Origin of the sequence: Streptomyces sp. NPDC087310, from assembly GCF_044744405.1 — a bacterium.
In the GTDB taxonomy this organism is placed as follows: domain Bacteria; phylum Actinomycetota; class Actinomycetes; order Streptomycetales; family Streptomycetaceae; genus Streptomyces.
Map to the genome: position 1 here is coordinate 338,545 of NZ_JBIUYF010000001.1, position 21,691 is coordinate 360,235.

A 21,691-nucleotide genomic window follows, 5' to 3' on the forward strand; every position below is an offset into this window, starting at 1 on the left:
CGGACGGGTGGCAGGCATTGCGGCGTGCGCGTACTGAGCCCTGAGCCTACCTACTCCGCCGCACCGTTTCGCCCGAGCCCCCGCCCCCGCCTCCGCCCCCGCTCCGTTCCCCGCCCCTCCCCCGTCGCGCCGGACCGGACGCGTGTCAGCCCGCCGTGGGGAAGAGGCGTACGGACAGCTCTGCGACGGTCGGTGCCTCGAAGAAGACCCGCACGTCCTCGATCCGCGTGTCCAGCGCGGTCTGGATGCCCGCGGCGTAGCGGACGGCGAGCAGGGAGTTCCCGCCGAGGTGGAAGAAGTTGTCGTCGACGGTCAGTCCGGCGATGCCCAGGACCTCGGCGGCCAGCGCGCACAGCGTGCGTTCCACGGGCGTACGCGGCTCCCGGCCGGTGCGGTCCGGAGCGGGGCTCCCGGGTACGGGGAGGGCGCGTCGGTCCAGCTTGCCGTTGGGGGTCAGCGGCAGCGCGTCCAGGGTGACGAACGCCGCGGGCACCATGTAGTCGGGCAGCCGTGCCGTCAGCGCGTCCCGCAGGCGCGCGGTGTCGGGGCCGTCCGGCCGGGCGGTTCCGGCACCGAGGGCGGGGGCGGGGGTCACGTACGCCACCAGGCGGGGGTCGCCCGGCCGGTCCTCGCGCAGGACGACGACCGCCTGCCCGACGTCCGGACGCTCGGTCAGCGCCGCCTCGATCTCCGCGGGCTCGATACGGAACCCGCGCACCTTCACCTGGTGGTCGGCGCGCCCGTGGAACAGGAGGTGGCCGTCCTCGTGCCAGGCGGCGAGGTCACCGGTGCGGTACATCCGGGCGCCCGGTGCTCCGAAGGGGTCCGGGACGAAGCTGGACGCCGTCAGGCCCGGCCTGCCGAGGTAGCCGTGGGCGAGCTGGACGCCGGCCAGGTACAGCTCGCCGGTCCCGCCAGGGGCGACCGGGCGCAGCGCCCCGTCGAGGACGTAGGCGCTGGTGTTCCACACCGGTCTGCCGATCGGGACCGTCACGGAGGTGTCGCCGCCCGGGAGGCAGGGCCAGGAGGTGACGTCGACGGTCGCCTCGGTGGGGCCGTAGAGGTTGTGGAGGTCGGCCCCGAGCGTACGGAGGCAGGGCTCCACGAGGTCGGCAGGGAGGGCCTCGCCGCTGCAGAACACCCGGCGCAGGCTGTCGCAGCCGGAGGCGCCCGGTGCCTGGAGGAAGTACCGCAGCATGGAGGGGACGAAGTGGACGGTGGTCACCCGCTCGGCGCGGATGAGGCGGACGAGGTGGCCGGGGTCCTTGTGCCCGCCGGGCCGGGCGATGACCAGGGTGGCTCCGGTGATCAGGGGCCAGAAGAACTCCCAGACCGAGACGTCGAAGCCGGCGGGGGTCTTCTGCAGGACGCGGTCGTCGGCCTCCAGCCCGTAGGTGTGCTGCATCCACAGCAGGCGGTTGACGACGGCGCGGTGCGGGACCACGACGCCCTTGGGGTGGCCGGTGGAGCCCGACGTGTAGATGACGTAGGCGGGATGGCCGGGGGTGGGCGGGGCGCCGAGGCCCGCCGCGGTGGGTGAGGACGGGGGGAGGGACGCCAGCGAGGCGGCGGTGCGCGGATCGTCCAGGAGGACGGCGTCGTCGGGCGCGTCCACGGCCTCGGCGACCGGGGTGGTGGTGAGCACCACGCGGGGTGCGGAGTCGCGCAGCAGACGGCGGACACGGTCGCGGGGGTGGTCGGGGTCGACCGGTACGTACGCCGCTCCGCTCTTGACCACCCCGAGCAGGGCGACCACCAGGTCCACGGAGCGGGGCACCGCCACCGCGACCCGGTCGCCGGGGCCGACACCGCGCTCCAGCAGCAGGTGCGCGAGGCGGTTGGCGTCGGCGTCGAGCCGGTCGTAGCGGGTCCGGCTCCCCTCGAAGACCAGGGCGGTGCGGTCGGGTGTGGCCGCGGCCTGGGCCTCGAACAGTTCGGGGAGTGTGGCCTGGGGGATCTGGTGCGAGGGGCCGTGCCACGGAACGCGCGCGGTGGCGGGTACGGCGGATGACGGTGACAACTCTCAGCTCTCCCAACGGGGCAGGACGCCGCGTGCGCTTCGGCGGGGATTATTCCCTCGCGCGTGAGCGGAACGGCGTTCACAGACGTGGTGGAAGGCGGAGCCGCGATGTGCCGAAGCTGCCACAGGGGTGAGGGGCTGTCAACGGGGCGTCGTACCGGAAGGAACTAGATCGATGGCACCCAAACCTGTCAAGTCACAGGTTCTGGTGAATGGTGTGCGCGTCGGCCGTCGGCAAATGTGTCTAGTGGATTGGCGGGAGCTTGCGTAGTAATTCTCGAACAACGAAAAGCCGTGATGAGTAAGTAAATGTGACGTTCCGTCGGATGATGTGAGGAGACCGCAGTGGTCGATTCGGGGGCATGGGCGTCCGTATGCGAGGCATTCGCCGCGCGGCGGGCGGCACATCCCGACGCCGTGGCCGTCACAGGTGCATACGGTGATCTTTCCTTCGCGCAACTGGGCACGATGGCGGATTCCGTCGCGGCCTCGGTACGGGCGCTCGGCACCCCGCCCGAGGGAGCGGAGCTGCCCGTCGGCTATCTGGGGGCGCGCCGCCCGCACTTCCTGGCCACGGTGCTGGGGGTGCTCGGCAGCGGCGCGGCGTATGTGCCCCTGGATCCGTCGTGGCCGCCGGCCCGTATCGCGGAGGTCGCCGACGTCGCGGGCCTGCGGCATGTGTTCGTCGACGCGGAGCACACCGCTCTCGCCCGCGACGCCGGGCTGTCCCTGGTGCTCCCGGTGGAGGAGGCACTGGCACCGGAGCGCCCGGCGCCGGTGGCGCGGTGGGCCGGGACGGGCGCGGACCTCGCCTACCTCGTGTTCACCTCGGGCTCGACCGGCGCGCCGAAGGGCGTACTGACCGAACACGCGGCCCTGGCCAACACCTGTGCCAGGATGGCCGAACGCTGGGGGCTCACCCCGGCGGACCGGGTGCTGCAGTTCACCTCGCTCGGCGTGGACATCACGCTGGAAGAGGCGTTCAGCGCGTGGACGGCGGGTGCCGCGCTCGCCCTGATGGATCCCGCGACCGCGGGCGACCTCGTGCGGTTCACCGCGTTCCTGGAGGAGTTCCGGGTCAGCGCCCTCGATCTGCCGACCTCCTTCTGGACCGCGTGGCTGTCGGCGGTGGAGGCGGGGGACGTGCCGCCGCCTCCCGGATGTGTGCGGACGGTCGCGGTCGGCAGCGAGGAGGTCGGCGCCGACGACATCGCCCGCTGGCAGGCCGTCGCCGGGCCGGGGTGCCGTACGTTCAACATGTACGGGTCGACCGAGCAGGCCATCACCTCCGTCGTGGACGGGCCCCTGGCACCCGGTGACCCGGTGGGCAGCGGGGTGATCGGCCGGCCGCTGTCCGGCGTCCACGCCTATGTGCTCGACGCGGGGCTGCGCCGGAGGCCGCCGGGCGTTCCGGGAGAGCTGTACGTCGGCGGACTGGCCACGGCCCGCGGCTACGTGGGTCAGCCGGCGCGCACGGCGGAGCGCTTCCTGCCCGACCCGTTCGCGGGCCGCCCCGGCGCCCGGATGTACGCGACCGGGGACCGGGCGGTGGCCCTCACCGACGGCGGTTTCCGCTTCGCCGGGCGCATCGACACGCGCCTGAAGATCAGGGGCTTCACCGTGCAGCCGCGTGAGGTCGAGGGCGTGCTGGCCGAGGTGTCCGGGGTCGAGAAGGTCGCGGTGACCACGGAGCCGGGGCCGGACGGCCGGGAGCTGCTGGTCGCCGAGGTGGTCACGACGGTCGCCGCCGAGGAGGCTGAACGGCTCGTCGGGGAACTCGGCGGGCGGGCGGCGGAGCGGCTGCCGGACTACGCCTGCCCGCAGCGGTACGTGGTGCACTCCCACGGGGGTGGTACGCCGCGCACGCTCGGCCCGTCGGGCCGCCCGCCGCGCAGCGCCGACACCGCCGGGGTCGCCGAGGGCCCGCCGGGCGCCGGGCAGGCCCATCGCGCGGCGGTCGCGGCGGTCACGGCCGTGTGGCGGGAGCTGCTGGGCGACCAGGAGATCGCGGAACGGGACAGCTTCCTCGACCTGGGCGGCAACTCCCTGCTCGCCATCCAGTTGCTGACCCGGCTGCGCGGACGGTACGGCGTGGCCGTCGACGTCGCCCGGTTCTTCGACGAGCCCACGGTGGCCGCTCTCGCTTCGGCCCTCGTCACGGCCGGTGTGATGACGGAGGAGAGCGGGCGCGACGACGAGAGCGGTCCGCCCCGGCTGCTGCCGCGCACGGCGGGCGACGAGGGACCGTGCTGGTCCGGCCAGGAGCGGATGTGGTTCCTCCAGCGCCTGCTGCCGGAGTCCGCCGCGTACCACATCCCGCTCGCCTTCGAGGTCACGGGCGGTGTCAGTGTGCCGGCGCTGCGGGCCGCGCTGCGGGCGGTGGCGGCGCGGCACGAGCCGCTGCGTACGGCCGTACGGCTCGACGGCACCCGGCTCACCCAGGTCGTGGTCGCACCGGACGTCCCCGTGGAGACGGCCGCCGTCCCGCACACCGTCCAGGAGGAACTGGAGTCGCTGGACGGCGTGCTGGCCGCGTTCGTCTCGCGCCCGTTCGACCTCAGGGCGGGCCGGGTGCTGCGTGCCACGGTGGTCGAGTGCGCGGCCGGGCGGACCCTTCTCGCCTTCGCCGTCCACCATGTGGCCTTCGACGAGTGGTCGGTGGGGCTGTTCCTCGACGAGCTGAGCGACGCGTACGCCGCCGCCCTGCACGGCGCTGCGTACGCGCCGCGCCCGCTCGGCGCGCGCTATCTGGACTTCTGCGGCTGGCAGGCGGATCCGGCGGTCCGGCGGCGCGTGACGGAGCGGCTCGGATTCTGGCGGGAGTACCTGGAGGGGCTGCCCGAACAGGCCCTGCCCGCCGATCTGCTTCCGCCGGAGCGGCCCACCCGGGTGGGCGACGAGCGGCGCTTCACCGTGCCGCGCCGTCAGGCCGCCGCCCTCGCGGCCCTCGCCCGGCGCGAGGGGGTCACCCGCTACCACACCCTCCTCGCGCTGTTCTCCGTCCTGCTGGCGCGCTACAGCGGGACGTACGACCTGGCGGTGGGCGTGCCCGCCGCCAACCGCGGCTCGGAGGAGCTGGAGGAGCTGATCGGGTTCTTCGTCAACACCCTTCCGGTGCGGGCGCGGCTGGCGGACAACCCCACCTTCGCCGAGGCGGTGCGGCGCGTCAGCAAGAGCACCCTGGCCGCGCAGGCCGCCGGGCACGTCCCGGTGGACGAGATCGCCCGCGCCGTCGGGCGTCACGGGTCCGCGACCCGGAACCCGATGTTCCAGACGCTGTTCGTGATGGACGAGGAGCAGCGGGGTTCGCTGCGGCTGCCCGGCTCCGAGGTCCGGTCGGCGCATGTGCCGGTGCGGTCCTCCGCGCTCGACCTCACGCTGGCCGTCGGTGACGGCGACGACGGGACGCTGAGCGGGCGCCTGTGGTACTGCGCCGAGGTGTTCGGCCCGGAGACCGCGGAGCGCATGGTGGCGAGCTTCCTGACCCTGGTGGACCAGGTCGTCGCCGACCCGGATCTGCGGGTGCGGGACATGGACGCGGCGCGCCCGGCCGACCGGTCGCTGGCCACGTCCGCCGCCCCGGCCCTCGGGCCGGAGGAACAGGCGCCGCTCGCGGTGCGGTTCGAGGCCGCCGCCCGGCGGTGGCCGGAGCGCACGGCTCTCGTCTCGGACGGCCGGGGCATGACGTACGGCGCGTTGTCCGTCCTCGTCGAGGAGGTCCGCGCCCGGTTGCGCGACGCGGCGCCGGTGTCGGCTTTCGTGCCGCTCGTACTCCCCGAGGGGCCCGCGCTGATCGCCGCGATGCTCGCGGTGAACAGCCTGGGCCGGGCCTTCCTGCCCGTCGACCCGCGCTGGTCGCGGGAGCGCGTCGCGGAACTCGTCGCACGGACCGGGAACCCGTTCGCCGTCGTGGCCGAGGACGCGGACACGTCGGCCCTGCCGTCCGGTGTGCGGCCGCTGTCCGTCGGGGCCCGGCCGCGGCCGGACGCGGGTGAGGCGCACGGGACGGCGGACGCCGTGCCGGACGCGGTGGACGCGCCCGGCGACGAACGGCGCCCGATGTACGCGGTGTGCACGACGGGGCCGGCCGACCCGCCGCATCCGGCCGTCGTGGCGCACCGGGCGTTCGCCCGTCACACCGCGTGGGCCGTCCGGTACTTCGGTACGCGGGCGCCCACGGTCCTGCACGCCACACCGCCCGCCCGCGCGCACGGCGTCTGGGAGTTGCTGTGGCCCCTCGCGCACGGTGGGACCGCCGTCCTGCCCGGCTCCGGCGAACGGACCGACCCGAAGGCGCTGGCGGCGACGCTGGCCCGGGACGGCGTGGACACGCTCTTCCTCCTGCCGAGCGCGCTGGCCGATCTGGTCGACCAGGTGGCGGCCGAGCCCGGTCGCGCCGAGGACCTCGCGGCCCTGCGGACCGTGGTCACCATCGGTGAGGCTCCCCGGGAGCACGCGGCGCGCCGCTTCGCCGCCCTGGCTCCGGCCGCGCGCCTGTACCACCTGCACACGGACGCGGGAGGGGGCCTGGCCGCGCTGGTCCGGGCGATGACCGGTGACCCGGAGGAGAGCCGTGGGCTCGTCGCCGGTGACGGTTCGGCCGTTGTCGTCGACGACCGGCGCCGGGCGGTGCCCCACGGCGTGCTCGGCGAACTCTGCCTGACCGCCGACGACGACGGAGGCGGGGCCGACGGCGTCCCGAGCGCCGCCCTCGACCGGCGGCGTCTCGTGGAGAGCCGCCACCCGGAACTGCCGGCCGGTGTCCGTCTGGTGCGGACGGGCGAGCTGGCGCGGATGCGGCCGTCCGGCGACATCGAGCTGTGCGGTCCGGCCGACGACCGGGCCGTGCTCCGCGGCGTCCGGGTGCGGCTCGCCCGGATCGCCGCCCAGGTGGCCGACCATCCGGGCGTACGTTCCGCCACCGTGGCCGCGACACCGCCCGGCGCCGCCCCGGTGCAGCGGGTGGCCGCACTCCTGGCCGCCGCGCCGCCCGAGGTGGCCGCCGCAGCGCTGCGCGCGGTCACCGGCGCGGACGTTCTCCCGACCATCCCGCCGACCGGAAGGTGACCATGCTGCGCCGCTACAAGGACTTCGCCGTGGATCTCGACATCCGGCGGGACGCCTTCATCGACGCGCCGCGCGCGGAACAGCGGCGCTGGGTGATCCACCGCGCCGTCGACGAGCTGGCCGAGCAGCTACGTCATCTCGACGTCATCGCGCCGGACTTCATCGGCGGCACCACGCGTGGCGAGATCCACGCGAACTGGGACGAGAGCGAGGCCGACTACCACGACGACCAGCTCCTCATCGAGGGCCAGCAGGTGATGCAGGACTGGGAGGAACGGCTCATGCACCGCATGGCGGAGCGAGTGACCGCCACCCACGGCGACATCCTGGAGATCGGGTTCGGCCTCGGGCTGTCGGCGACCTTCATCGAGGAGCAGGGGGTGCGTTCGCACACCATCGTCGAGTACAACGACGGCGTGCTCGACAAGGCCCGGCAGTGGGCCGCCGAGCGCCCCGGTTCCGACATCGAGCTGCTGCGGGGGCACTGGCAGGCCGCGCTGCCGCGACTCGGTGACTTCGACGGCATCCTGTGGGACGCCTTCCCCACCAGCGAGGCCGAGTTCGACCAGTACGTGCTGCGGGACAGCACGGTCGCCGAGGCGTTCTTCTGCGAGGCCGCCGCCCATCTGCGCTCCGGCGGGGTCTTCACGTACTACACCAACGAGCGGGACTCGCTGAGCCGCCGTCACCAGCGTGGTCTGCTGCGGTACTTCTCCTCGTTCGCGGTGGAGGTCGTGGACGGTCTCCAGCCGCCGCCGGACTGTCAGTACTGGTGGACGGACCGGATGACCGTTGTGACCGCGACCCGCTGAGCAGTGGCAGAAAGGAACTCCGTGTCCCTCCCCGGAATCGCCGGCCTCTCCCCTTCCCAGCTCGACGCGCTGGAGGACCTGCTCACAGCGGGTGGCACCGCGTCGCGGGAGAACACCCGGCCCGAGCTGACCGTCTACTACGTGCCGGAGCCCGGGTCGCCGCCCGGCGAGGCGGAGCTGCGTGCGCACACCGCGCGGCTGCTGCCGGACGAGGCGGTGTGTCTGCGCTTCGTCCCGGTCACGGACCTGTCGTCCCCGTCGGGGGACGCGGCCCGCGGGGACGCCGGCGGGCGGCCGGACGACGCCGCCGCGTCCGAGGACGCCGTGGCGCCCGCCGGTGACCTTCAGCGCTGGCTGGCCGCGATCTGGGCCGATGTGCTCGACGCGCCCGTCACACGGGTGGACGCGGACTTCTTCACGCTGGGCGGGAGTTCGCTGCGCGCCGTGCGGGTCCTCGCCCGTGTCCAGGCCGTCCTGGGCATCGAGCTGCCGGTGGCGACCCTGTTCGGTCACCGCACCGTGGCCGCTCTCGCGGACGCCGTCGAGGCGCGCTCCGCGGAGGTGCCCCGCTTCGCCGAGATCGTGGCCGTGGCCGCCGAGGTGTACGGGGAGGAACCGGATGCCGGGCAGCGGTGACGCGAGGCCCGCCTGGGCTCCGCTCGTCCCGGACGCCGACGGGGATGTGGTGCTCGCGGTGGACTTCGCCACGACGGGGCGGCGCGAGGCGACGTTCGCCGAACTCGCCGGGCTGCTGCCGGGCTCGCTCGACGTACGGCAGGCCGTGCCGCCGCCCGACGCGCCCGCCACGGGACCGGAGGACGACCGGTCGCGGCACCACCTGGACTGGTGGGCCGGACAGGTGGCGTACGGGCCCGCCGCCCGCCCGGTGCGCGCGGTGCTCGGCTACTGCGCGGGGAGCGTGTTCGCCTCGCGTCTGGCGGACCTCGTGGAACGCCGGCAGGGCGAGCGGCCGGCTCTGCTGCTCTTCGATCCGGAGGTGCCTGCGGTGGCGAGCCTCGACCGGGACATCCGCGTGGCGGTGGACGGGATGGACGGGGTGAGCGACGAGGAGCGGGCCGAACTGCGCCGCGGGATCGGCCGGATCCGCGACGCGGTGGGCGACGACTTCGACAAGGCGGCGGAGGCGTTCGTCGCCCTGTACCGCGAGGCGTACCGGACCGCCCTCGCGCGCATGGGCGTCGGCGGTGACTTCGCCGAACAGCTCACGAGGCTGTTCCGTTCCTACACCGGGTACCTCTCGGCGGCGCGGGCCCTGGGGCCGGGGCCCGGCTGGGCGTCGGCGACCTCTCTGCTCTCCACGGGCCGGACCGGTGGGCTCACCGGGCGGGAAATCCGGTTCCCGGTCGGTCAGGAAGATCTTCTGCGCGACCCCGAAGTGGTCCGGACCGCTTACGAACTGATATCACCGACGGAATTCACCGGGTGACCACCCATCATGAGCCGCTGGAAAAGTCAAGAGGGCCCGAAATGGCGACCGCGAGCCAAGTGCCCTATATTTGACGTCCGTTGAGGGTTGACCGAGCTCGATTTTGCCGATGATCCGCAGGGGGAACGTGCGTTGCACAGGTCAGCGAGTAAACCCGAAAATGGGGCACACGTGAACGGCCAGAGCGTGTCGCCCAGAGAACTCCAGGTCGTGAAATACGTCGCCCGGGGTTTTACATACAGTCAGATCGCCACCAGGCTGGGAATCAGCGTACATACCGTCAATACCTATATTCGACGAGTACGTCAGAAATGTGAAGTGGAAACACACGCGGATATCGTCCGCCTCGGAATTTCCTTGACGAATGACATGGGCGGCTCGGGCGCCGCTGCCGCGTGATGTGCGACCGGTCGGACCAACGGGGAAGGGTGGGCGCGCATGTCTGAGAGTGGTGGATCCCGGAGCGTCGCGGGGCTGGTCGAAACCGTCCGCCGGCACGCGGAGTCGGCCCCTGACGCGATCGCGGTGACGTATCCGGCGGAGGGGAGCACGCTCACCTACCGCGAGCTGGACCGGCGGGCCGCCCGGCTCGCCGGTGACCTCGTGTCGCAGGGCGTGCGGCCCGGGGACCACGTGGTGCTCTGTCTGCCGCCGGGCGCGGATCTGGTGGTGGCCTTCCTCGCGGTCGTACGGGCCGGCGCCGCGTACGTACCACTGGACCCCGGGCACCCGGACGAGCGGCGGCGGCTGATCGCACGCGACTGCGCGGCACGCGCCGTCGTCACCCTGTCCCGGTTCGCCGACGCCCACGCGGACACGGGCCCGACGGTGATCGCCCTCGACGCCGCGGCCGAACGGATCGCGGGCAGGGACGCCGCCTTCGCCCCGGTGTCCGTGGGCCCCGAGGCGACCGCCTACGTGTGCTACACCTCCGGGACGACCGGCACGCCCAAGGGCGTCGTCGTCCCGCACCGCGCCGTCCTGGACCTGGTGAACTCCACGGACTACGTCCGCATCGAGGCGGACGACAAGGTCGCCCAGGCGGCGAACCCCGCCTTCGACGCCATCACGTTCGAGATCTGGGCCACGCTGTGGGCCGGCGCCACGGTCGTCGGGCTGGAGAAGGACGTCGTCCTGGACCCGATCGCCTTCGAGACGGCGGTGCGCGACCACGGGGTGACCGTGCTCTTCCTGACCACCGCGCTCTTCCAGCAGATCGCGAACGAACGGCCTTCGGCCTTCGCCCCGTTGCGCACCCTGCTCTTCGGCGGCGAGGTGTGCGACCCCCGTACCGTACGGCGCGTACTGGACACCTCTCCCCCGGCCCGGCTGCTGAACGTCTACGGGCCGACGGAGGCCACCACCTTCGCCACCTGGCACGAGATCGGCGCGCACGAGGACACCGCCCGGCCCATCCCCATCGGTAAGGCGATCGGCGCCACCGTCACCCGCGTGCTGGACGACCAGGGGTCCCCGGTGGGGCCGGGTGGCACCGGGGAGCTGTACCTCGGCGGCCCCTGCCTCGCCCGGGGCTATCTGGGCCAGGACGGCCTGACCGGGGAGCGCTTCGTACCCGACCCGACCGCCTCCGCCGGGAGCCCTGACCCGGGAGACGGCGGTGGCGGTGGCGACGGCGACGGAAGGGAGGGCAGGCTCTACCGCACGGGAGACCGGGTCACGGTGCGCGAGGACGGCGCCCTCGTCTTCCAGGACCGCGTCGACAACCAGGTGAAACTGCGCGGCTTCCGCATCGAACCGGGCGAGATCGAGGCGGTGCTCGTCGGACATCCGAGCGTCGCCCAGGCCACCGTGGTCCCGCGCCGGACCCCGACCGGCGACAAGAGCCTCGCCGCGTACGTCGTGCCCGCCACGTCGGGAACCGCGGACGTCGACGCGCTGACGGCCGAGTGGCACGAGATCTACGAGACGCTCTACAGCGAGCCGGACACGGCGGGCTTCGGCGAGAACTTCGTCGGCTGGAACAGCAGTTACGACCATGCGCCCATCCCCCGGCAGGAGATGCGCGAGTGGCGCGACGCCACCGTGGCGCGCATCCGCGAACTGGACACCCGGCGCGTCCTGGAGATCGGTGTGGGCACCGGGCTGCTCCTGGCGCACCTGGCGCCCGGCGCCGACGAGTACTGGGCCACCGATTTCTCCGGGACCGTGCTCGACGCGCTCCGGCTCCAGCTCCACGAACGGCCCGAGCTGCGGGACAAGGTGACCCTGCGCTGCCAGGCCGCCGACATCACCGCGGGACTGCCGCGCGGCCACTTCACGGCCGTCGTGCTCAACTCGGTCGTCCAGTACTTCCCGGACGCCGGTTACCTGCGCGCCGTGATCGAGGGCGTCCTGCCGCTGCTGGCCCCCGGCGGCTGTGTGTTCCTCGGCGACCTGCGCAACGCCGCGCTCCAGCACCACATGCAGACCGGGGTGGCCCTGGCCCCCGGCGGCACGGAGCGGGAGGCCGAAGCCGTGCGCCGGGAGATCCACGAACGTGTCACCGTGGAGACCGAACTGCTCCTCGACCCCGGCTTCTTCGACATCCTGGCGCGCGACCTGCCCGGTATCCGCTCCACCGATGTCCGCGTCAAGCGCGGCCGGTGCCACAACGAGCTGACGCGCTACCGCTTCGACGCGGTGCTCGGTACCGCTCCGCCCGCCGCCGACCTGCGGGAGGCGCCCCGGGCCGGCTGGGGGAAGGACATCGCCGACGCCGAGGAGCTCGCCCGCCACCTGAAGGAACACCGGCCCGCCCGGCTCCGGGTCACCGGCGTGCCCGACGCGCGCACCGCGGGGGAACGGGCGGCCACGGCCGCGCTCGCCGAGGGTGCCCCGGTGGCCGCCGCCCTGGCGGCCCTGGCGTCGCCGCCCGCCGTCGGCGCGGGAGGGCCAGGCGACCCGGAGGAGCTGTGCGCGCTGGCCGAGCGCATGGGCTACCAGGCCCTGGCGACCTGGTCGGGTGCGCGGGGTACCGACGGACCACCGGACGGGTCGCTGGACGTGGTGCTGCTCGACCCCCGGCATCTTCCGCCGGGCCGGCTGACCTCGGTGTTCGTCACCGCGGAGGACGACCCCCGGGAGCTGAGCGACTGCGCCAACACCCCGACCGCCTTCGACCGTACCGTCGACCCGGCTCTCGTACTCCGCAGGTATCTGCGGGAACACCTCCCCGACTACATGGTCCCCGCCACCCTCACGACCCTGGGCGCCATGCCGCTCACCACCAACGGCAAGGTGGACCGCAACGCGCTGCCCGAGCCCGTACGCGGCGAGTCCGCCCCCGGGCTGCCGCCCGCCACCCCCCTCGAAGAGACCCTGTGCGACCTCTTCGCCGACACCCTCGGCATGCCCAGGCGCGACCTCCACGCCGACTCCGACTTCTTCCTGTCCGGCGGGCACTCCCTCGCCGGCGCACGGCTCCTCTCCCGGCTGCGGACCACCCTGGGGGTCGACCCCGGCGGACGCGCGCTGTACGAGGCCCCCACACCGGCCGCGCTCGCCGCGCTCCTCGGCGAGGAGACCGCCCTGCCCCACCGGCCTGAGGGCGTCCCGGGGCGGGAGGCGCCGTCATCCGCATCACCCGAACCGGACGCGGACACCTGCCGGTTGCTGCCGCTGCGGCTGACCGGGCCCCTGGACACGGAGGCCCTGCGCACCGCGCTGCGGGACGTGGCCCGGCGCCACGAGATGCTCCGCGCCACGTTCACCGCCACCGGGCCGCGCGGCGGCGGTGAGCGCGCGACCGGCGCCCCCGACGCGGTCCGTGTCGACCTGCCGGTCCTCCGTACGCCGTCCGGGACCGGCGTCGCCGACGTGCTGCGCGCGGCGGGCCACCCGCTCCCCGATCCGTACGGCACCACCCCTCCGTGGCGGGCCGAGCTGCACGAAGTGGGTCCCGACGACCATCTGCTCCTGGTCCGGCTGCATCCGTGGCTCGCCGATGTCTGGTCGCTCGCACCGCTCGGCGCCGATCTGCTGGAGGCATACCGCTCCCGGGTCAACGAACACGCCCCGCGCTGGGAGCCGTTGCCCCCGCTCGGGCCGGAGCCCGGGAAGCGGGTCGCGGCACCGGACGCGGTACGGCCCACTCCCCTGCCCACCGCGACCGCCACCGCCACCGGACGACGGCCGGACGGCGGCGTCCCCGCGCACGGCGTCCACCGCGCCCGTATCGGGGCCGACCTGCACGGTCGGCTCGCCGCGTACGCCACGGAGCACGACACCACCCTGTCCGCGCTGCTGCACGCGGCGCTGGCCGCGCTCCTCTCCCGGCGCGGCGCCGAAGGACCGGTCGTCACCACGGTCCCCGTCGCACGGTCCGGCGGCCCGGCCGCCCGCCGGACCGTGGCCCCGCTGACCACCGCCCGCGCCCTGCGGATCGACACCTCGGGCGACCCGGCGTTCGGCGTACTCGTCCGGCGGGCGCACGAGGCGGTGGTCCACGCCTGCCTGCGGCCGGGCGCCGAGCCGGCCCTGCCGGGGGGCGTCGCACTCGCCCTGTGGCGCCCGGCCGTCCTGTCCGCCGAGGTCGCGGGGGTGGAGGCGGCGGCCGAGCCGGCGCCCGCTCCGTGCGAGGGGGCCGATCTGAGCCTGGTGCTGACGGAGGAGCAGAGCCACACCGGCGCCCGCGAGGGCATCGGCGTCACGGCGTTCTTCCGGGGCGAGGCGGTGGCCGGGGAGACTGCGGCCGACCTGGTCGACGCGTGGATCACTCTTCTCGACTCGGCCATGGACGACCCCGAACGGCCCGTGGGCCGCCTCGATCTGATCGCCCCCGCGGCCCTGGAGCGGGCGCAGAGGCAGTGGAACGGCGACGAACAGCCCCTGGAACCGGGCACGGTGGCCCGGCTGCTGGACGCGACGATCCACGAGGCGCCCGGCACCCCGGCGCTGGAGCGCGCCGACGCCGCGGGGCCGGCCGGCACGGTGGTCACGTACGCGGAACTGGCGCTGCGCGCGCAAGGCGTCGGCGCCGTGCCGAGCGGGCGGGAGGCCGGTCCCGGCGGGCCGCCTTCGCCGTTCGCCTCCCCGGTCGACCACGTGGCCGCCCTGGTGGCCGCTGCCCGGGCCGGAGCCGACGGCGGCCTCGTCCTCCACGGCGAGGCGGGGACGGTCGCGGGCGGCTGCCGGATCGGCGCGCGGCGCGTGGACGCCGCGGCGGCGTACCGCCGGCGGACCCTGCCGGGCGCGCGCGCCGCCTGGCTGGCCGAGGGCACGTACGGCGGTACGGCGGGGGCGGTGGACCTCCTCGCGGCGCTCGCCGCGGGCAACACCGTGCTCGTACCCCGGCCGGGCACGCTCGGGGACCCGCGGGCGCTCGCCGTCTGGCTGGCGGAGAGCGGGGCGCGGGACGCGATGGCCGGGCAGGAGACCGCGCTGCGGCTGTGCCACGCGATCGCCGCGCGCGACGGGCGTCCCGAGGCGCTGCGCTCCCTCACCGTGACCGGCGACGCGTACGACCCCGACCCGGCGCTGGTCCGCGCCGCCGGGGCACTCGGTCTGCGTCTCGTCCACCGTGGCGGACCGGAGGAGGCGCGCCTGGTACGCGTCCACGGCACGGACGGCGGGGTGACGGTCGCCCCGAACCACCACATGTACGTGCTGGACGCCGCGCTGCGTCCGGTGCCGCCCGGCTCCACCGGCGCGCTCTGTGTCGCGGGCGCGGGCGTCGCCTCCGGCTACCCGGACCTGCCGGGGGACACCGCGGAGCGGTTCCTCCCCGACCCGTACCGGCGGCCGGGCGCCCGGATGTGGCGCGCGGCCCGCGCCGCGCGGCGGTGCGCGGACGGCCGGGTCGAGGTGCTCGCCGAGCCCTGGCCCGAGGACCCGTACGAGGACGAGTACGGCACCTTCCGGGTGGTCGAGAACGAGGCGGGGCGGCACGCGGTGTGGCCCAGCGGCCTGTCTGTCCCGGCCGGCTGGCGCGAGGTGCACGCCGAGGACCTGCGCGAGCTGTGCCGGGAGTACGTCGTCGAGCGCGCTTCGGACGGCGCCTGACCCACCCGCGCCCACGGGGCGGGACGCGCGCCGGCGCGCGCCGACTTCCATCGAGGCCCTCCAGGAATCGAGGCATCCCATGAGCTCCCCCGAGGCGGTCTTCCTGCCGTGCAAGTCGCTGGACGAGTACCGGGCCGCGGTGGCGCGGTTCACGGACTCCGCCACGTCCCCCGTGCCGGTGTGGACCGGGGCGCGGGAGGACCTGTTGGACGGCGTCGCGCTCGCCGAGGACGTCTACCCCGCCCGCGGGGCGGTCCGGCCGTGCGCCACCGGTGTCGTCCTCGGCGACGCCCTCCCCGAGCCCGTCCTGCGCGCCGCCCGCCCCCTCGCCCTGACCTGGGTGACCGACGTGGACGACCTGCCCGAGTCCGGCTCGGTGCTGGTCGTCGGCGCGTATCCGGAGCTGACCGCCGAGAAGCTGCGGCCCCTGGTCGACGCCACGCACCGCTCGTCGCGGAACCTGTTCCTGCTCACGGGACGTGATGTGCACAGTGTGAGCTGGATGATCGCCAAGCAGTACGCCGCGCCGGACGCCCGGGGGCCGGTCGGGATGTTCTCCGCGCTGGACTCGGCGTCCCCGGTGCCCGGTGTGGAGTGGTTCGGCGCCGACGACATGCGCCACCGCGACATCCAGGGGCTCGCCCTGAACCGGGTGTGGCGCCGTCTGCTCTTCCACGGCAACGGCACCGAGGACCAGTTGCACCTGGGCCAGTTCACGGTGTGCGGCCTCAGCCCCGCCGGGGACCGGGAGCCGGGGCGGCAGGGGCCGAAGTGCGCCTTCGGGCTCGGATGCGTCAAGCCGGAGGACAAGCTGGTGCCGGCGCGTGCGGTGCGGGCGGCCGAACTCGTCCTCGCCAACTGCTTCAGCGGCCCGTTCGCCGACCACGGGGCGTACGACCCGAAGTACCTCGGTCTGCTGGCCGCCGTGGACGGGCCGGCCCAGACCGTCGTGGCCACCCTCTTCGCGTGCGACGCGCAGCGCCCGGAGGTCCTCGCCTGGCTGGGGGCCGCCGAGCGGGGCAGCGCCGCGCGGGCCCTCAACGACCGGCTCGCCGACATCAACCCCTACCCCGCCTTCGTCCAGGTGGGGCTCCAGGCACCCGCGGCGGCCCACGAGCCGGTCGTGCCCGGCGGCGAGGACATCGAGGACCGCGAGGCCGCGGGGTCGTACCTGCGCGAGGTGGGCGGACGGCTGTCGGGTCTGCTGGACAGCGGGCTGACGGCGCAGGACCACCCGCTGCGCCCTCGGCTGCGTCCCCTCGCGGACACCGTGCTGCGCGACACGGTGCGTACGGTCACCGGTGCCGCCCCGGAGCGGCGGGCGGCGCTCGCGGCGGTCGCGAAGGAGGTGACCTCGCTCGACCTGGCGCTGGCCCAGCGGTTCGCCAAGCACCGCGACGACCCGGTGTTCGACTTCTCGACGTACTTCGGCGAACGCAGCGTCGCTGAGGAGTGGACCGCCCTTGACGCGGCGTGCGCGTGCGGCGGCCCGCTGGACGGCTATCTGCACCGGGGGGTGGTGCCCCAGGTGACGGACACGGTGCGCGGAGTCTGCACGCGGTGCGGCGACGTGTACAACGCGCTCGTGGGGGCACCGCTGCTGCGCGTCGACACCCCGATCGGTGGTGCGCCAGGGACGAGCATCACGGTGCGGGTCGAGGCCGTGGCGCGGCGGGCGGGGACGGTGAACCTGGGCATCGTGCCGTCGCCGACCATCCGGGTGCGGGTGCGGCCGGCGCTGCGGCGCGTGGAGGTGGCGGCGGGGCGGCCCGCGCGGGCGGAATTCACGGTCGAGATCGAAGAGGACGCCGTACCGCAGTTGTACTGCCTGCTGCCCTTCGCGGTGCACGACCTGGGAATCGCGGTGAGCCGCGTCTACTTCACCGTCGCGCCGGACGAGCGCGAGCGGGAGTGAGCGGGAGGTAGGACGCGGATTCCGCCGGTGCCCGGAGGGTATTTCGGCATGCGTCCGAATGCACCGGTGGTGTCAAGTCCCGTTTTTCCGTGACTCAACAGGCCGTCACCGTCATTGAAATCCTGCGAAGGCACGAGAGACCTCCGATCAGAGAGGCAGGCTTTCCGTTGCTGACCGAGAAACAGATCGAGCAGTACGAGGAGGACGGATATCTTCTGCTGCCCCGGTACCTGAACCACGCGGAACTCGACGTACTGCGCGGAGAACTCCCGGTGGTTTTCGACGAGGACTCGCCCCGGCGGGTCCTGGAGGAGGGCAGCGGCGTCGTACGCGGAGTGCACGGTGTGCACGAGACCAACTCCGTGTTCCGTACGCTGGTGCGGCTTCCCCGGCTGGTCGAGCCGGCCCGTCAGTTGCTGGGCAGTGACGTCCATGTGTTCCAGTTCAAGATAAACGCGAAGCTCGCCCTCGTGGGTGATGTGTGGGAATGGCACCAGGATTACCGGTTCTGGCGCGACGAGGACGGAATGCCGACCGACCGGGCGCTCAGCGTGGCGGTACTGATGGACGACGTGGACGAGTTCAACGGCCCTTTGATGTTCGTCCCCGGGTCGCACCGGGACGGGCTCTGCGCCGTCGACACGCATGACGCGGACTGGACCCGGACCCTCACGTCGAAGCTGAAGTACTCCCTGCGCGTGGAGGCGCTGGCGTCCGCCGCCAAACAGCGCGGAATCGTGGCGCCCAAGGCCCCGGCGGGGTCCGTGCTGCTGTTCCACAGCAGCCTCCTCCACGGCTCCGGGCCCAACATGTCCCCGGACAACAGGACCATGGTGCTGATCAGTTACAACAGCGTGGAGAACCCGCTGCGCGAAGTGCCCCACCCGCGCCCCGAGTTCCTCGCGAGCCGCACCCCCGACCCGGTGGTGACCGTCGGCGACGACGCGCTGGCCGCCGGATTCCCGCGCGCCCAGGGCGTGTTGCGAAAGTAGCGCCTGGCCTCTCGTTCGGATCTTGCCTGGAGGAGACACCGCCATGAGTGTGGACAGTCGCGAGGAGCGGATCGCCGCGCTGCTCGCCCAGCGGGGCCTCACCCGGCCGGGTGGGGACGGACCGGCACCGCGCGGGGACCGGAGCCGTGGCCCCCTCTCCCGGGGGCAGCGGCGGATGTGGCTGGCGCAGACGATGCGGCCGGACAGCGCCGCGTACAACGTCGCTTCGGCCTGGCGGGTCGAGGGCGACGTGGACGAGCCGGCCCTCGTACGCGCCCTGGAGCGGCTGTGCCTGCGCCACGCGGCGCTGCGGACCGTCTTCCGCGCGGCGGGAGAAGCGCTGGAGCAGGTCGTGCTCGACGCCCCGCCCGAGGTGGAGATCGTGGACCTCGGCGCCGCGGCCCCGGACCAGGACGACGAGGCCGCGCTCGCGGCGGCGCTGGCGGAGCGGGCCGGCGCCCCGTTCGACCTGGCGCAGGCGCCGCCGGTGCGGCTGACGCTCTACCGGCACCCCGGACGCCGCTGGACGCTCGGCATGGTGCTGCACCACATCCTCGTCGACGACTGGTCCCTGGGGATCCTCCAGAGCGATCTGGCCGCGCTCTACCGGTCCGCCCGCGACGGTGAGGGGGCGGACGGCGCCCCGGGCCCCTCGTACCTGGACTGGGCGGAGCGGGAGCATGAGCGGCAGGACCTGACGCGGCCCCAGGTGAGCTACTGGGCGGAGCGGTTGCGGGACGCTCCCCGGCGCATGGACCTGCCCGTCTCCGGTCCGCCCGGGGACTCCCCGGCGGCTCGGGTCCGTGTCCCCGCCGGCCCCGCCGCGCTCGGCGCGCTGCTGGACCTCGGCCGCGCGGAGGGCTGTTCCCCGTTCACCGTGCTGCTCACGGTGTGGGCCACCCTGCTGCACCGGGTCACCGGGGAGCGGGACATGGTGGTCGGGACCCCTGCCACGCTGCGCGACCGGCCCGAGACCCACCGGACGGTCGGCTTCTTCCTCAACACGTTCGCGCTGCGGCTCGCGGTACCGGCCCGCGCCTCCTTCCGGCGGATGCTGTCCCACACCGCCGACGCCCTCGCCGAGGCCCACACCCACGGCGCCGCCCCCTACGACGCGGTCGTCGAAGCCGTGGACCCGCCCCGGCAGGACGTGCGTCACCCGCTGTTCCAGGTGTGGTTCGCCGCCGAGGGCGAGGGCGTGGACGCCCTGGAGCTGGACGGTGCCACGTGCCGGGAGATCCCGGCCGGGGGCGGCGACGCCAAGTTCGACCTGGCGCTGTTCGCCACCGGCGCCGGGGACTCCACCCGGCTGACCCTGGAGTACGACGCGTCGATGTTCGACCGGGAAGCGATGGAGGGGATGGCCGGCCGGCTGGGCCGTCTCGCCGACGCCCTCGCCGCTTCCCCCGACACCCCGCTCGCCGATCACGACCTGCTCGGCCCCGCCGAACGCGATCTGGTCCTGCGCGTCTGGAACGACACCGGGAGCGCGCCCTCCCCCGTACCGCTCGCACACCAGTGGTTCGAGCGCAGGGCGGCGGCCGAGCCCGGCCGTACGGCGCTGGAGCAGGACGGGCGGCAGGTGACGTACGGCGAACTCGACGAGCTGGCCGAGGCGGTGGCCCACGCTCTGCGCGAGGCGTCCGTGCGGCCGGGTGACTTCGTGGCCGTGGCGGTGCGCCGCTCCCCCGCCATGGTCGCCGCGGTCCTGGGGGTGCTGAAGGCGGGCGCCGCGTACGTACCCCTCGATCTCGATCATCCGGCGGGCCGCCTCGCCATGATCCTGGAGGACACGGCCGCCCCCGTGGTGCTCGTCGACGCGCACACCCGCGCCGCGCTGCCCCCGACCTCGGCGCGCCTCCTGGACGTCTCCGAGGTCGGCGGGCGGGCGCCCGCCGTCCCCGGCCCGGTGCCGCGGATCCCTGCGGACGCGGTGGCGTACGTGACGTACACCTCGGGATCCACCGGCCGCCCCAAGGGCATCTGCATGCCGCACCGGGCGGTCGGCAACCTCGTCGGCTGGCAGCTCGAACGCTACGCCCCGGTTCCGCCGGGGCGGCGGACCCTCCAGTTCGCCTCGCTGAGCTTCGACGTCTCCTTCCAGGAGATCTTCTCCACCTTCGCGGCCGGCGGGACGCTCGTCCTCATCTCGGAGGACCAGCGGCGCGACGTCCACGGCCTGGCGGAGTTGCTCACCGCACTCCGTGTGGAGCGGCTCTTCATCCCGGCGGCGGCGCTCCAGCAGATGGCCGAGGGACACCGGGCGGGCGGTGGGCTCCCGGAGACCCTGCGGACGGTGATCTCCGGGTCGGAACAGCTCGTCGTCACGGACGACCTGCGTCATCTGTTCGCCGACCTGCCGGACGGGCGGCTGTACAACGAGTACGGCCCCTCGGAGACCCATGTCACCACGGCGCACGCCCTCGCGCGCGATCCGGCCGACTGGCCCGCGTGGGCGCCGATCGGACGGCCCGTCACCGCGTCCCGTGTGTATCTGCTGGACGCGTGGGGACGTCCGGTGCCCGTCGGTGTCGTCGGAGAGCTGTGCGTGGGCGGCGTCGGTCTGGCCCACGGATACCTCGGTATGCCCGCCGCCACCGCCGCCGCCTTCGTGCCCGACCCGTTCTCCGGCGAGCCGGGCGCCCGGCTGTACCGGACCGGGGACCAGGCGCGGTACCGGCCCGACGGCACCCTCGAATTCCTCGGCCGCGCCGACGACCAGGTGAAGATCCGCGGCTACCGCGTGGAACTCGGCGAGGTCCGCACGGTGCTGGAGGAGCACCCGGAGGTGGGCACCGCCTTCGTCCGGGTGTGGGGCGAGCGCTCCGCCGACCGGCGGCTCGTGGCGTACGCGACCCCGCTGCCGGGGGCGGACCCGGACGAGGAGGGGCTGCGCGAGTTCCTGCGGGCCCGGCTGCCTACGTACATGGTGCCCGCGGCGTACGTCCTGCTGGAGAGGTTCCCGCTGACGGTCAACGGCAAGGTCGACCAGCGGAGGCTGCCGGAGCCGCGCTTCGGCTCCGCCCGGCGCAGCGGCGGGGAGCGCGTCGAGCCGCGCGGCGAGCGGGAACGGCGCGTCGCCCGTCGGTTCGCGGCCGTCCTGGGCACGGACGCGGTGGGGCGGGACGAGGACTTCTTCCGGCTGGGCGGCAGTTCCCTGCTGGTGGCACGGCTGCTGACGAACATCCGGGAGGAGTTCTCGGTCACCGTGCCCTTCACAGGCTTCTTCGGCGACCCCACGGTCGCGGGCCTCGCCGGGCTCGTGGCACGGGCCGAGACCGGAGAGGGGACCGAGGCCGGAGAGGGGACCGCGCGGGACAAGGCCGGCGCGACGGGCGCCGCGGACGACGGCGCGGGTCTCGCACGGCTGGACATGCTGCTCGACGAACTGCTGGGCCCCGCCGGTGATCCCGGCGCGGAACGGCCCGAGTGAGGAGG

Annotated in this window: 10 protein-coding genes; 9 read left to right on the top strand and 1 reads right to left on the bottom strand. The window is 74.2% G+C overall.

The window, feature by feature from the left end; all coding sequences use genetic code 11:
- Nucleotides 1-145: 145 nt before the first annotated feature.
- On the bottom strand, nucleotides 146-2,020 hold the full coding sequence (locus tag ACIO3P_RS01505) for an amino acid adenylation domain-containing protein (RefSeq protein WP_401849809.1): 1,875 nt from the start codon (nucleotides 2,018-2,020) through the stop codon (nucleotides 146-148).
- Nucleotides 2,021-2,365: 345 nt separating this feature from the next.
- Between ACIO3P_RS01505 and ACIO3P_RS01510 the strand changes: the two genes are divergently transcribed.
- The 9 genes from ACIO3P_RS01510 (at nucleotide 2,366) to ACIO3P_RS01550 (ending at nucleotide 21,686) form a co-directional block, all read left to right on the top strand.
- Entirely contained in the window at nucleotides 2,366-7,087 is a 4,722-nt protein-coding gene (locus tag ACIO3P_RS01510) for an amino acid adenylation domain-containing protein (RefSeq protein WP_401849811.1), read from the top strand.
- A 2-nt stretch (nucleotides 7,088-7,089) separates the two neighbouring features.
- The gene (locus ACIO3P_RS01515; RefSeq protein ID WP_329822683.1) at nucleotides 7,090-7,899 is read left to right on the top strand and encodes a class I SAM-dependent methyltransferase; all 810 of its coding nucleotides are present in this window, start codon (nucleotides 7,090-7,092) and stop codon (nucleotides 7,897-7,899) included.
- A 21-nt stretch (nucleotides 7,900-7,920) separates the two neighbouring features.
- Nucleotides 7,921-8,535: a phosphopantetheine-binding protein gene (locus ACIO3P_RS01520; protein WP_329822682.1), complete on the top strand. Its 615-nt coding sequence runs from the start codon at nucleotides 7,921-7,923 to the stop codon at nucleotides 8,533-8,535.
- Nucleotides 8,519-9,346, top strand: a complete 828-nt coding sequence (locus ACIO3P_RS01525; RefSeq protein WP_329822681.1) for a hypothetical protein — start codon at nucleotides 8,519-8,521, stop codon at nucleotides 9,344-9,346. The genes ACIO3P_RS01520 and ACIO3P_RS01525 overlap by 17 nt, the downstream gene beginning before the upstream one ends.
- An 87-nt stretch (nucleotides 9,347-9,433) precedes the next feature.
- Nucleotides 9,434-9,745 (top strand): helix-turn-helix transcriptional regulator, encoded by a 312-nt coding sequence (locus ACIO3P_RS01530; RefSeq protein WP_329822680.1) that lies wholly within the window; start codon nucleotides 9,434-9,436, stop codon nucleotides 9,743-9,745.
- 39 nt (nucleotides 9,746-9,784) lie between these two features.
- The gene (locus ACIO3P_RS01535; RefSeq protein ID WP_401849812.1) at nucleotides 9,785-15,346 is read left to right on the top strand and encodes an amino acid adenylation domain-containing protein; all 5,562 of its coding nucleotides are present in this window, start codon (nucleotides 9,785-9,787) and stop codon (nucleotides 15,344-15,346) included.
- A 79-nt stretch (nucleotides 15,347-15,425) separates the two neighbouring features.
- Nucleotides 15,426-17,261: a hypothetical protein gene (locus tag ACIO3P_RS01540; protein WP_401849813.1), complete on the top strand. Its 1,836-nt coding sequence runs from the start codon at nucleotides 15,426-15,428 to the stop codon at nucleotides 17,259-17,261.
- A 167-nt stretch (nucleotides 17,262-17,428) separates the two neighbouring features.
- Nucleotides 17,429-18,253, top strand: coding sequence for a phytanoyl-CoA dioxygenase family protein (locus ACIO3P_RS01545; protein WP_401787315.1), 825 nt, complete (start codon nucleotides 17,429-17,431; stop codon nucleotides 18,251-18,253).
- 43 nt (nucleotides 18,254-18,296) lie between these two features.
- Nucleotides 18,297-21,686 carry an amino acid adenylation domain-containing protein gene (locus ACIO3P_RS01550; protein WP_401849815.1) on the top strand — a complete coding sequence of 1,130 codons (3,390 nt, stop codon included), beginning with the start codon at nucleotides 18,297-18,299 and terminating at the stop codon, nucleotides 21,684-21,686.
- Nucleotides 21,687-21,691 lie beyond the last annotated feature (5 nt).

Excerpts from the sequence above, each read along its gene's own strand:
- ACIO3P_RS01515 (WP_329822683.1), top strand. The coding sequence starts at position 7,090 with ATGCTGCGCCGCTACAAGGACTTCGCCGTGGATCTCGACATCCGGCGG.
- ACIO3P_RS01525 (WP_329822681.1), top strand. The coding sequence starts at position 8,519 with ATGCCGGGCAGCGGTGACGCGAGGCCCGCCTGGGCTCCGCTCGTCCCG.
- ACIO3P_RS01535 (WP_401849812.1), top strand. The coding sequence starts at position 9,785 with ATGTCTGAGAGTGGTGGATCCCGGAGCGTCGCGGGGCTGGTCGAAACC.
- ACIO3P_RS01540 (WP_401849813.1), top strand. The coding sequence starts at position 15,426 with ATGAGCTCCCCCGAGGCGGTCTTCCTGCCGTGCAAGTCGCTGGACGAG.
- ACIO3P_RS01550 (WP_401849815.1), top strand. The coding sequence starts at position 18,297 with ATGAGTGTGGACAGTCGCGAGGAGCGGATCGCCGCGCTGCTCGCCCAG.